General features: G+C 47.0%; 14 protein-coding genes, 1 tRNA gene and 1 other annotated feature. Of the genes, 1 reads left to right on the top strand and 14 read right to left on the bottom strand.

All coding sequences use genetic code 11. From position 1 onward, the window contains the following. Positions 1-1,497, top strand: a 1,497-nt coding sequence (locus V7Z69_RS08810) for a cation:proton antiporter domain-containing protein (protein WP_334139640.1), incomplete at its 5' end; no start/stop codon positions are given. On the opposite strand, the gene V7Z69_RS08805 is transcribed toward V7Z69_RS08810, so the two are convergent. The 14 genes from V7Z69_RS08805 to rpmG all read right to left on the bottom strand — a co-directional run bounded on the left by V7Z69_RS08805 (position 1,465) and on the right by rpmG (position 11,152). Continuing rightward, entirely contained in the window at positions 1,465-2,331 is an 867-nt protein-coding gene (locus V7Z69_RS08805; protein WP_334139639.1) for an amidohydrolase family protein, read from the bottom strand. The two genes, V7Z69_RS08810 and V7Z69_RS08805, sit on opposite strands and share 33 nt — an antisense overlap. A gap of 50 nt (positions 2,332-2,381) precedes the next feature. Beyond that, positions 2,382-3,047, bottom strand: coding sequence for a deoxyribonuclease V (gene nfi, locus V7Z69_RS08800; RefSeq protein WP_334139638.1), 666 nt, complete (start codon positions 3,045-3,047; stop codon positions 2,382-2,384). A gap of 82 nt (positions 3,048-3,129) precedes the next feature. After that, positions 3,130-5,592 carry a hypothetical protein gene (locus tag V7Z69_RS08795; RefSeq protein WP_334139637.1) on the bottom strand — a complete coding sequence of 821 codons (2,463 nt, stop codon included), beginning with the start codon at positions 5,590-5,592 and terminating at the stop codon, positions 3,130-3,132. Continuing rightward, a complete protein-coding gene (locus V7Z69_RS08790) occupies positions 5,589-6,188 on the bottom strand; it encodes a hypothetical protein (RefSeq protein WP_334139636.1) in 600 nt (199 codons plus the stop codon). Before V7Z69_RS08790 ends, V7Z69_RS08795 begins: the two co-directional genes overlap by 4 nt. Next, entirely contained in the window at positions 6,185-7,078 is an 894-nt protein-coding gene (locus V7Z69_RS08785; RefSeq protein ID WP_081468075.1) for a PilW family protein, read from the bottom strand. The genes V7Z69_RS08790 and V7Z69_RS08785 overlap by 4 nt, the downstream gene beginning before the upstream one ends. Beyond that, on the bottom strand, positions 7,047-7,427 hold the full coding sequence (locus V7Z69_RS08780) for a prepilin-type N-terminal cleavage/methylation domain-containing protein (protein WP_014162605.1): 381 nt from the start codon (positions 7,425-7,427) through the stop codon (positions 7,047-7,049). Before V7Z69_RS08780 ends, V7Z69_RS08785 begins: the two co-directional genes overlap by 32 nt. Before the next feature lie 95 nt (positions 7,428-7,522). Continuing rightward, positions 7,523-7,906 (bottom strand): 50S ribosomal protein L7/L12, encoded by a 384-nt coding sequence (gene rplL / locus V7Z69_RS08775; protein WP_041445918.1) that lies wholly within the window; start codon positions 7,904-7,906, stop codon positions 7,523-7,525. A gap of 105 nt (positions 7,907-8,011) precedes the next feature. Beyond that, entirely contained in the window at positions 8,012-8,542 is a 531-nt protein-coding gene (rplJ, locus tag V7Z69_RS08770) for a 50S ribosomal protein L10 (protein WP_334139635.1), read from the bottom strand. A 10-nt stretch (positions 8,543-8,552) separates the two neighbouring features. Then, positions 8,553-8,696, bottom strand: a sequence feature (ribosomal protein L10 leader region). A 47-nt stretch (positions 8,697-8,743) separates the two neighbouring features. Then, positions 8,744-9,451, bottom strand: a complete 708-nt coding sequence (gene rplA, locus V7Z69_RS08765) for a 50S ribosomal protein L1 (protein WP_334139634.1) — start codon at positions 9,449-9,451, stop codon at positions 8,744-8,746. Positions 9,452-9,540: 89 nt separating this feature from the next. Continuing rightward, entirely contained in the window at positions 9,541-9,966 is a 426-nt protein-coding gene (rplK, locus tag V7Z69_RS08760; protein ID WP_334139633.1) for a 50S ribosomal protein L11, read from the bottom strand. Positions 9,967-10,047: 81 nt separating this feature from the next. Continuing rightward, positions 10,048-10,593: a transcription termination/antitermination protein NusG gene (gene nusG / locus V7Z69_RS08755; protein WP_334139641.1), complete on the bottom strand. Its 546-nt coding sequence runs from the start codon at positions 10,591-10,593 to the stop codon at positions 10,048-10,050. Positions 10,594-10,688: 95 nt separating this feature from the next. Continuing rightward, positions 10,689-10,871 carry a preprotein translocase subunit SecE gene (gene secE / locus V7Z69_RS08750; RefSeq protein WP_014162599.1) on the bottom strand — a complete coding sequence of 61 codons (183 nt, stop codon included), beginning with the start codon at positions 10,869-10,871 and terminating at the stop codon, positions 10,689-10,691. A gap of 34 nt (positions 10,872-10,905) precedes the next feature. After that, positions 10,906-10,981, bottom strand: a tRNA-Trp gene (locus V7Z69_RS08745). Between the two features lie 21 nt (positions 10,982-11,002). Continuing rightward, positions 11,003-11,152 carry a 50S ribosomal protein L33 gene (rpmG, locus tag V7Z69_RS08740; RefSeq protein WP_334139632.1) on the bottom strand — a complete coding sequence of 50 codons (150 nt, stop codon included), beginning with the start codon at positions 11,150-11,152 and terminating at the stop codon, positions 11,003-11,005. Between the last annotated feature and the right edge of the window lie 106 nt (positions 11,153-11,258).

Genomic DNA, 11,258 nt, shown 5'->3' with positions numbered 1-11,258 from the left:
GCCTTTCTTTTGATAAACACCTCTATAGGAATAGTTATGCCTACATTGAAGGAGGCAGGAGAATCAGGAAAGAACGAGGGGAAATATATTCTCGTATCTACCCTGGTAGCAGACGTAACCAGCATCCTTGGGCTATCTACCTACATAGCAATATCCAAAGGCGGAGCAATCAAGCCAACCATATTTGCTTTCATAATAATCTTCTCTGGAATAATAGCCTACAAGGCAATCGAGTATTATAAAGGAAAAGCCCTATGGATCGACGCCGCGTTTCAGGCCATGGCTCACGGAACCGCACAGCTTCCCCTTAGGGCCATCTTTGCGCTACTTTTGCTGTTCATAGTTGAATCAGAACTTTTGGGGACAGAAGTCATGCTGGGGGCTTTCACAGCGGGACTTACCACCTCCATCCTCCTAGGAGCAGGAGGCGAATCCCTCAAGGAAAAACTGGACGTGATAGGCTTTGGCCTTTTGATACCCATATTCTTCATAATGATTGGCGCCAACCTGGACGTAATAGCCTTATTAAAAAGCTCCTCTGCTCTGCCCCTGGTTGGGGCTTTGCTTCTAGGCATAATGGCAATAAACGTTATAGGTGCTGTGCCGTTAATGACCCTGTTCGGCCTTAAAAAGGGCCTATCCATGGGAATGCTTCTTATGGCAAGACTCTCTCTCACTATCGCAGGAGCAGCCATAGGCGTTCAAGCAGGCCTTATTTCTCAGGCAACTGAAGTAGCTCTTATTCTTTTCTCAATAATATGCTGTGTCTTGGGCCCTGTGTTCTACCAATACTACAATAACCATCAGGCCACATCTTTGCCTACAAGAAAGATGTGGCTCATCGTCGGAAATTCAAAGGACTGCATAAATATAGGCCATGAACTTTTGAAAACTGACATCCAGGCAAAGGTAATAACCCAAAATTCCAAATTCCTTGAAGTGGCCCACTCCCCTGCGCTTCACATAGAAGTAATTCACGACTTGTCCCCAGAAGCTTTAGTAGAACATGGCCTCTCAGAAGCCGAGGGCGTAATACTCGTAGTAGGAAACACCAGAAGATTGGTAGAACTTGGAAGGGTACTTAAGCACCACTACATGGTGGACAACATCTACGCTCTGACAAACGACGAAATGACCTCCCTGCTTCTCAAGGAAATAGGCATAAAATCCTTTACCCCCAAGGAAGCAAGCTGGCTTCTCTTACGAGAGATGGTGCAGGCTCCGTTCATGACCTCCGCCTTGCTGGAACAAACGGAAGAAAAGGTATTTGAACTTGATGTGGAACCTGGCCCCCTGAACGGAAAAACCTTAATGGAACTAGCCCAAATAATGCCCAAAGATGTTCGCGTCCTACTCGTAACAAGAAACGGAGAGGTCATAATGCCCAAAGGAACCACCCTGATAAAAGAGGGAGACACGCTGACCCTCATAGGAAAGGAAGAGTCCCTAAAAACCCTGGAAGATCTATGCGTCGGAGGTGTCTGCAAGATCAAATGAGCCCTCCATGAAGGCCATAGCGTTTTCTCCCAAAATGGCTTTCCTTGAGGCCTCATCTATCCCGGACGAGTCCATTAGCTTCAGATACCTTCCCAAGGACAAAATAGGAAAGTCGCTGCCGTACAAAATTTTATCCACTACCCCTGCGGCCTTCATCGCAGCAAAAAGCTTGCCATCGTACAAAAAGGGCAAAGCCGCTGTATCGTACCGGGCATTTTGAAGAAAGACCTTCATCTCCGGCATCAGCTCGTAATGCCACAACCCACCACCCAAATGGGCAAAAATCACCTTGACCTCGGGGTGGTTCATGCAAAATTGAGCAGCCTCCTTAGGACCTGTCTTGCCCTTGCCTGGGTAGTCGTGCCCCACCTGTTCTGCTGTGTGAAGCAAAAGCATCATGTGGTTATCGAAGCAAGCCTCCGCAAGTCTCCAAGTCTGCCTGAAATCAGTAACATCGAAGACCTGGCCATCAGGGAAGAGCTCCCCCACCCCTATCATACCGGCCTTCCTGCACTTTGCAATCTCGTCATCAAACCCTCTCTTCAAGGGATTTACAACACAGAACCCCTCAATCCTGCCCTTGTACCTCTTCATGGCATCTATGAGGTAGTCGTTGCACAAGGAACAAAGTCCTGGGTCCCTGAAGGCAAAAGTGGTGGCCCAGCTTTTGCTTACGCCTGATTTATTCATTTCTTCGATCAAATCCTCCGCCGTAGCCCACTTGTGGACCTTACCGGAGGCCAAGATCTTGAAATACGGCTCCCTTTGGGCTATCCTCTCCCAATCCTTGATTACCTCAGGCGGGTAGATGTGCACGTGAGAATCAATTATCATGATTAGCCCTCCGTCATCTGGTGTCACAGCTTATTATAGCCCTCTCTAACTCAACTTGGGATCTTGTTTTTACATTGGGTGACCATGTTGTGAGCAGCCCTGATGGGCTCAGGCAACCGATACCTGGTGCAGCAGGCAAGGACTACCTTTAGAGAACTTTCCATGGAGACCTTGTGGCCGGGGCTTACATAAAGGGGCTTTACAGCTTTTCTGGATCTAAGAACCCACCCTATCTGCTCTTGAGTGTCATCATCCAGCAGCGGTACACGGCTACCTTTTTCTTCTCCCAACTCACCATGAGTTCCGACAAGGCGGCTTTTTGCCACCCCAATAGTGGGAACATCTAGGAGAACTCCAAGATGAGACGCCAATCCTACCCTTCGTGGATGGGCAATTCCTGCTCCGTCTACGAGCCATATATCAGGCAGAACCGTCAGCTTATCCATGGCTTCTAAAATCACCGGCACTTCCCTAAAGGATAAAAATCCGGGAATATAAGGGACTGAACTTTCCATCCAAGCAACGGACAGATCCACCATAGACCACGTTAAAATATCCAACACAACCACTGCAGAAAAGGCTTTCGCATTTTTGCCTACCTGCGAGTACGAAACATCTATTCCTCCGACATATCTTAGGGAAGAAACAAAAAGATCCTCCAGAACTACCCTAGATCTAAGGTAGTTCTGAAGGTCTCTCCACTTTTTAGTACTCAATTTGCTTACATCTTTTATTTTACTTTCCTCTTCAAAACGCAATTCCCTAGATCAACCCTAAAACATGTTTTAGCTAGTAAGATCAACTTTTCTTCCAATAAACCAGCTTAACACCACGGTTGTCTAGATCTGGATCTGGAGGATCGGTATTCAAGGTAAGTCCTGTAGGTATGGGATCCCCTATTACATTGCCCTCCTGATCTAACATTACTAGGTTTCCAAGAGAATCGACAAACATCATCGCTGCCTCTATATTTTTTACATCTAAATAGTCACCACCTTCTATAATATAGGCATCTTTTTCCTCGTCGTAAACAAGTTGCGCCTCTTCTAATTGTTGAGTATTTCCCTCACCCATATATGAAGCAAATTCAAAAACATACAACCTCGAAACCGCACTATAATTAGGGTTATTCCCCTGTCCTTTTATGCTCATCTCATAAAATGCCAAAAACAGCCTGTTGTTTATAAACACCGGAGAAGCCAAGACATTTTTACTATACGTTGAACTTGTCCCTTTCTGAAGCTCCAACTGAACCACCAAAATGTGCGACTCTTTCGAAGAAACCACTGTTCCATCTTGCCCCGGTGGAACCTTGATGCTGGATCTTTTTTCAATTGGCATGGACTGCAGTTCCGTTAAATCTAAAATCACAAGTATTTCCGTGTCAAGAGAAGCATTGCCAGAAACATTCCTAAGAAGAACATTACCAGCAAAATAGGTATGATAAGCACTTGGGTTGTCTCCATAAACATGCGTGATATCAAAATCGGTCAGAGGAGGTGCGATGTTATCTCCCCTTTCGCTCTTCAGCGTTACAATCCATTCTGGGTTTGTATCACTGCCTTCATAAAGAAGATTCCATCTATATAATCCTCCATTTGACAATTGCACATATATATCACTAAGAAGGGGTTCCTGATACTCTGCATCGGGAGGAGGAAAAGCTGGTAATATCCTACTAGGGAAAGCCCTTTCTACTTCTTCTGGAGTAAAATCACCGTACTCAACAAAAGATGCCCCCTCTAGGGCTTCATAATCTCCTTTGGCAGGATTATAAAAATAACCTTGGCTTATGACATGGCCATCTTGTGGATCAACATCGAGCCACATATATTTATAATTGTTATTTGCATCTGGTTTTTCGACGCCCAAAATTACAACATGCCATTTCATATTGCCATTTTCGTCTCTCGTGTAGCCAATTACTGGCTTACTTACAGAAAACAGCATGTTTGCATAGGCTGCATATTCGGATTTATCGGCGCCAGTATTGTTCTGTGGATAATAATCCGAAAACACTTTTGCTGATGTCCCGTAAGACACGGTAGTGACCGACCATAGAGGTTTAAGAGTATTCGTGTCCGCAGTTTCTCCCAGATCAGTAATATCAAAAGCATATACGCCAAACACCCGCCCCCCATCCTGCAACGTGGGAGAGGATGTTGTAGGGTCGTAGTCACTTTGATTCAATGTCGTCCATGCATCTTGGGGTTTGGGTAATTGCTTTGTTCCTTCTCCTGTGACTCCTACAAGAATACGCCTCCATTCCCCGTTGATCTTTACATCTCTTATAGTTATTGGGCCATCCAAAACCGTAAACCTCATGTAGTCGTTGCCGTATGCTTTTTTAAGCTGTTCATAGATAGCCTGCCTGAATGAAGGTTCCGGCACAGCCAGCCAAGTCCTGCTTGCATAAGGTGTCGAGTCAGGTTCCTCTACATTATAAACCTCATAAGCATGGAGAGCTCCCTGATTTGTGGGCCAAAGGCATACATAACGGTTTTTCCACTTTTCTGGAATTTCATCTGCATAATATCCGGTCTTCGCCCTAAAGGAAAAAAGCCACGGGTCGTAAGGCCATACCACCTGTGGAGGCGCATGCCCTGAATCAGCATAAACAACATCGGCGCTATCTACGCCAGGCAAGTTTAAATAGGCAAGATCTCTTACTAGAAAATCTTTCCAATCATTAATGTACACGTATTCATCGACACTTCTATCTGCCAAGAAACTCTCATTCGCTACTTGCACATCTTCACTGTCAACAGTGTAAGTGATCCAATTTGAAACATACTCGGGAAACACTGCGATTTCCCTCAGATTATAGGCAATATCACTAACGCTTGTTGTATCAACATGGCTATTTTGGGCTATCATAAAAAGATCATCTTCATCTGATATGGGAGGTGCTATGGTCACATAAGATAATATTTGCTTGTTTCCTTTATCATCGTACGTAAATTTCTCCACTGTAACGTAAAAATTAGCACCCACCAACTTAACGTAATTGTTTGAATCGACTGTAGTATCCCCAAAATAAGTCCAAGGAACCACCTCTCTACCTATACTGAGAAACATCGCCGGTTCTGTGATGTCTCTTTCATTTATTCTGACGTAGGGTTCTGGCCACATAGGCCACTTCTCTGCATTTACGTAAACATCAACAGCGCTTGAGGCTCTTGCTCCCAACAAAGAGCCCAAAACCGCAATAGTAATAACCAGTAGCAGCATTACGCAAACATCTATTTTTTTAAGCCTCATGGTATCACCTCCACCATGGCCTCAATTGTTGCATTCACTCCTTCTTTTTCTGCTTTGGATCGAATGGCCATACGCTTGCCACCCGATCCCCCTCCGAAGCTAAAGAGGCGAGAGGGATCTATAATGACCGACGTTCCAGAAGGAGGCCCCAAATAGCCTCCTGAGCCACTTCCTCCTGAACCACCTGGCCACTGAGGAGGCAACTCATCACTAAAACTCTGTCCACTACCCAAAACGTAATTACAATCAAATATCTTTACCTCTACGCTTATTCCAGGTGCTACAGTAAATGTTATTGGGCCAAGAACTGTGCCATCGTCAAGTCGGGCATAGATATCTTCAATGTTTCCTGTGTACGTAAGAGCATCTTCCTCCAGCTCCTTCCTATTCTCCCACAGCAAATTCATGGCCTTCTCCACGCCTTGCTGGGCGGCATTGTACAGCTCCATGTGAGTGACTGATTCCTCTGTAGTCGAGTGCATGTTAATCACCACGTACATGGCCACGGCGACCAACACGCCGCCGAAAAGCAAAAACACCAAGGCCAAAGGCAAAGCCATGCCCTCTCTAGGTCGGTTAAATTTTAAAAAGTTCAATTCCTTAACCTCCATTCTCTCCTGGTGACGGATAGGTGATAATGCCTGGCCTCTTCTGGTATGGTTAAAGGATTACCGTCTGCGTCCTCCCAACCAGGGAGATTCTCAGGGGCTATGAGCACCCCCTTGCGGGTATTGCCCCTGGCAAGGATCGCAGCAGTAAGGGTCCTCGTCCCTTCGTCCCAATAGAAGACCGCATCCACTATGCCCTCCACTACGGGCTGCGCCGCCTGCCTTGTTACGTCCTCCGCGTAAAACTTGCCACCCTGAGCGTAAGCCCTCAGGAACCTCACATAGTGCATCTCGTCGTTTGCAGGAAGGAAAGCCTCAAGCTTAGGCTCCAACGTTACTGTTGCGCCCACTACACCCTTCACCAAAAAAGCCCTTCCAAAGGCTGGGAAGGTCACCCAACCCTCAGTCTTGTTTCCATCGTTTGTAACTTTTGTGGTGTCCACGTTGGAGGAAAGCTCTACATCCACATCTACCCCATACTCACAATCATGGGAATCGACGGTGTAAAGCCCCGAAGGTAAGGCGTAAGCTATTGCAAGGACTCTGTCGCCACTGGTGATATTGACCGCATGTGTAAAATCGGTAAGCTCCGCACTGTGGGTTCCGTTTAAGAGGTCTTGAAAATTGTTAGCAAAGTCGGTACTTTCCGGCATCCCCAACCCTGCGTGCAATACCCTGTTTTCCAGGTACGTTAACACCATTATGCCCCTCTGGCGAGCCATGGAGAGGTCATCTGCCTGCTCAAAATGAAGAACATAAGTCGAGCCAAGAGTTATTATAGCGCCCGCTATGATAGACAGAATCACCATCGTTATGAGCAGTTCCACTAAAGTAAATCCTTTTGCTTTACTTCCTTTTTCCATATTCCCTCTCCGCATTTACAGTCCGCTCCCCTAATACTCCCCTCCAAGTAGCGCTGACCGTTACATCCTTTATTTCCTTTGTTACATCCTCAGAGACCACCCACGAAAGGGTAAATTTGCCCCCAACCTGCTCGCTTCCGTTCGTAATTTCGTCGTAATCCAACCCCTCCAGATCGTCGAGCTTCCCAATGGCCAAACTGACCGCCGTCTCTCGATCCGCAGAATGGGATAAAAGCATAGTGGAAGATATCACCACCGCCGCAAGGGCCAAGAGGGCAATGGCAAGAATCATCATTGCTATCAAAACTTCTACCAAAGTAAAGCCTTGTTTCTTATTTGACTTATCTTTGTGATTTACCATCATAATATAATGATAATACCTTTTGTCTTTTTTTCCCAGCGCAAATAAAAAAGGCACACCCAATGGGTGTGCCTAAAGATGCTGTGCTAATACGGAAACTACTTAACTTCGACTTCCGCTCCAGCTTCTTCGAGTTTCTTCTTGATCTCTTCGGCTTCTTCCTTGGAAGCGCCTTCCTTGACTGGCTTGGGAGCACCGTCAACGAGCTCCTTGGCTTCCTTCAGGCCGAGGCCAGTGATCTCGCGAACCACCTTGATGGTGGCTATCTTGTTGGAACCAGCAGCCTTGAGAATTACGTCAAACTCAGTCTTCTCCTCCTCAGCAGGAGCACCGGCGGCTCCAGGCATGGCACCCATCATGGGCATGGCCATTGCAGGAGCGGCGGCGGACACGCCAAACTTATCCTCGAGAGCCTTCACCAACTCGGAAAGCTCAAGGACGGTCATAGACTCGATAGCTTCGATAATTTCATCTTTGGTCAAAACCTTTTTCTCTTCGGACATTCTTTATTCCTCCCTATTATTTCCTAAATTTTATTTTTTGTATCTTCAATAACTCAGCACATTGCGCTCTTCAACTTTAGGCTGCTATGCAGCTTTTTCCTTCTGGTCCTTGATCTGAGAAAGGCATGTGACCAAGCCTCTCGCAGGACCAGAAAGCACTGTAACAAGGCCACGTATCGGCGCAGCCATGGTACCCACGACCTGGGCGAGAAGAACTTCCCTGGATGGAAGGTCGGCCAACGCCAAAAGCTGCTTGACATCAAGGATTTTGTCTCCAAGGATTCCGCCCTTGATAATCAAAGCCTCGTTCCCCTTTTCTTTCGCAAAGTCCTTTAGCACCTTTGCGACGGCCGCAGGATCACCATGAACCGCGGTGAAGCCGTTAGGTCCGCTCATGAGGCCTTCAGGAACGGGGAAACCCTCCTCCTTGAGAGCTATGCTCATAAGAGTATTCTTGGCAACCGTCATCTCGCCACCTGCGCCTCTAATCTGGGCGCGGAGCTTGGTTATTTTCTCGACGGTCAGGCCCCTGTACTCACATACGAAAACCGCCTGGGCTCCTCTTATCTTCTCACGGAGCATCTCCACTTTCTGGTAATTAGCTTGGGACGGCATGAACTCACCTCCTTCTAAAAAAATTGTCTCCTGCACGCCAAGGTACAGGAGACAATAAAAACCAACCATGTTTTTATTCCTTAAACTCCTGACCTCGGCGGGAAATTAAGCACTTTAGTGCGCCCGCTGTCTGCGGTCTATTTAATTACAACTTACAACGAACAATTATATACTTTCAGAGCTTTTAATACTACCTCTCTTTTATTCCGCTATTTCTTTCTGCGCTGCTGCGGCATCAACCTTTACACCCACGCCCATGGTCGGTGCAATGGCCAAGGATTTTACGTACTGTCCCTTCGCAGCCGCAGGTTTGGCCTTCAATATGGCACCAAATAGAGCCTTTGCGTTCTCGTAAAGCTTCTCTTCATCGAAGCTAGCCTTACCAAAGGCATTGTGGACTATACCAAACTTGTCGACTCGGAACTCAACCTTACCTGCTTTTATCTCCTTAACGGCTGTGGCCAGATCGAAAGTTACAGTACCGGTCTTGGCAGATGGCATCATACCTCTTGGTCCAAGGATCCTACCTAGCCTACCTACAGATTTCATCATGTCTGGAGTCGCTATGACTGCCTCAAAATCCAGCCATCCGCCCTCTATCTTCTGGACTATGTCGTCTCCGCCCACAAAATCTGCACCAGCTTCCTGGGCTTCTTTTATTTTTTCACCACTGGCTATGACCACTACGCGCTTAGTGATACCTGTGCCGTGAGGCAGAACTACCGTGCTTCTTACCTGCTGGTCGGCATGCCTTGGGTCCACCCCTAGTCTCACATGCATCTCAAGACTCTCATCGAACTTGGCAGTCGCCAACTCTTTAGCAAGAGCTACGGCTTCCCTTAGCCCATAAAGCTTATTCTTATCGACCTTCTCCAAAAGAGCGCGGTACCTTTTGCTTCTTTTTGCCATTTTCTTTTCCTCCTCGTGGTCCTTACGAATCTTTTACAGATTCTCCCACCAAGTTTTTTGAAGTTCTAACAATTGTTCCTATGATTAAACTACTCGACTACCTCGATCCCCATGGATCTTGCGGTTCCCTTGATCATCTCCATGGCCGCCTCAATATCGTTCGCATTGAGGTCTGGCTTTTTGATTTCCGCTATCTCACGAACCTGATCCAAGGTAACCTTACCAACTTTCACCTTGTTGGGCTCTCCAGAACCCTTCTCCAAGCCTGCCGCCTTCTTCAGAAGGACGCTCGCCGGAGGAGTCTTCATCTCGAAAGTGAAGCTCCTGTCAGCATAAACCGTTATGATCACAGGTATGATCATCCCTGGCTGATCAGCAGTCTTGGCATTGAACTGCTTACAAAACTCCATGATGTTGACGCCGTGCTGACCCAACGCTGGACCAACCGGCGGAGCAGGAGTTGCTTTTCCTGCAGGCAACTGCAACTTGATCTGACCTATTACTTTCTTCGCCATTGTCGTTGTTCCTCCTCGTCAACCGTGATGAAACCTAAAAGTCCCTTAAGTCAACAATATTTCTAAAACCCTATTTTTTATTTAGACCTTCTCCAGGTCATTATAGTCCGCTTCCACTATGGTGTCGCGACCAAAGACAGAAACAGAGAACCTTACCTTGCCCTTGTCCTCCATTACCTCGACCACAGGACCAGCTTGCCCTTCGAAAGGACCGGACTTCACTCTCACCGTGTCACCAGGCTGTAGGTCTATCTCTATCTTGGGCTTGGCAAGTTCCTTGCCTATCTTGCTCATTATCTCGCTTACTTCTCGCTCAGAAAGGGGAATAGGAGAACTTCCTGCTCCCACGAAGCCCGTTACCCCCGGAGTGTGCCTCACTACATACCAAGACTGATCGTCCAATATCATTTCAACCAAAACATAACTAGGGAAAACCTTGCGCTTGGTGCGCTTCGGCTTCCCACCCTTCACAGAAACCCTCTCCTCAATAGGAACGAGAACGTTGAATATCTTGTCCTCCATTCCCATTGTGGAAACTCTCTGCTCTAGATTTGCCTTCACCCTATTTTCGTAACCTGAATAGGTTTGGACGATGTACCAACGCCGTTCCTTCTTTTCTCCGTTCATCATCTAAAAGGGGGCCACGGCTGGCCCCCTGTCCTCCTCCACCTTTTCTTTAAGCAAGAATATCAAGATTTAAATCGGGGTGAGCCACTACCAACCTACCTGATCACCTTCGAGAACACCGCTGTCAAAATAACATCCGCCACTCCAAGATAAGCCGAGACCAACAAAGTTAAGCTTATAACGACTAACGTGGAATACCACACCTGCTTACGACTCGGCCACGTTACTTTCTTGAGTTCAGCTTTAGCTTCCCGTATAAAATCCATAACTTTCTTCAAAGTGGACAGCCCCCGCTCTAACTGTTCTTAAAAATGGCAGGCCCGGCAGGACTCGAACCTGCAACCCCCGGATTTGGAGTCCGGTGCTCTGCCAATTGAGCCACGGACCTGCGTGCGTTGCGTATTCTACACTACTTTGTCTCCCTGTGCAAGGTGTGAGTTCCACACCACCTGCAGAATTTTTTCTTTTCAAGCTTCTTCTGCATCTTCTTCTTGTTGACGGTAGTCACATAATTGCGCCTTTTGCACTGTGTACACTGCAATCCTACTACGTCTGCCATTTCAAAGGCCTACCTTTCCGCTTATAGCTTAAACTTTAACCCCTTTAATGCTAGTCCAAAATTTTCGTTACGACACCAGCGCCGACCGTGCGGCCACCTTCACGAA

The sequence above is a fragment of the Thermovirga lienii genome (genome assembly GCF_036847465.1).
GTDB lineage: Bacteria > Synergistota > Synergistia > Synergistales > Thermovirgaceae > Thermovirga > Thermovirga lienii.
Note: the sequence above shows the minus strand (reverse complement) of the source record. Positions and strands in the feature narration are given on the sequence as shown.

Coding starts and splice junctions, on each gene's coding strand:
- V7Z69_RS08785 (WP_081468075.1), bottom strand. CDS start 7,078: ATGCGGAGAGGGAATATGGAAAAAGGAAGTAAAGCAAAAGGATTTACT.
- V7Z69_RS08805 (WP_334139639.1), bottom strand. CDS start 2,331: ATGATAATTGATTCTCACGTGCACATCTACCCGCCTGAGGTAATCAAG.
- rplA (WP_334139634.1), bottom strand. CDS start 9,451: ATGGCAAAAAGAAGCAAAAGGTACCGCGCTCTTTTGGAGAAGGTCGAT.
- V7Z69_RS08795 (WP_334139637.1), bottom strand. CDS start 5,592: ATGAGGCTTAAAAAAATAGATGTTTGCGTAATGCTGCTACTGGTTATT.
- rpmG (WP_334139632.1), bottom strand. CDS start 11,152: ATGGCAGACGTAGTAGGATTGCAGTGTACACAGTGCAAAAGGCGCAAT.
- rplJ (WP_334139635.1), bottom strand. CDS start 8,542: ATGCCGTCCCAAGCTAATTACCAGAAAGTGGAGATGCTCCGTGAGAAG.
- V7Z69_RS08780 (WP_014162605.1), bottom strand. CDS start 7,427: ATGATGGTAAATCACAAAGATAAGTCAAATAAGAAACAAGGCTTTACT.
- rplK (WP_334139633.1), bottom strand. CDS start 9,966: ATGGCGAAGAAAGTAATAGGTCAGATCAAGTTGCAGTTGCCTGCAGGA.
- nusG (WP_334139641.1), bottom strand. CDS start 10,593: ATGAACGGAGAAAAGAAGGAACGGCGTTGGTACATCGTCCAAACCTAT.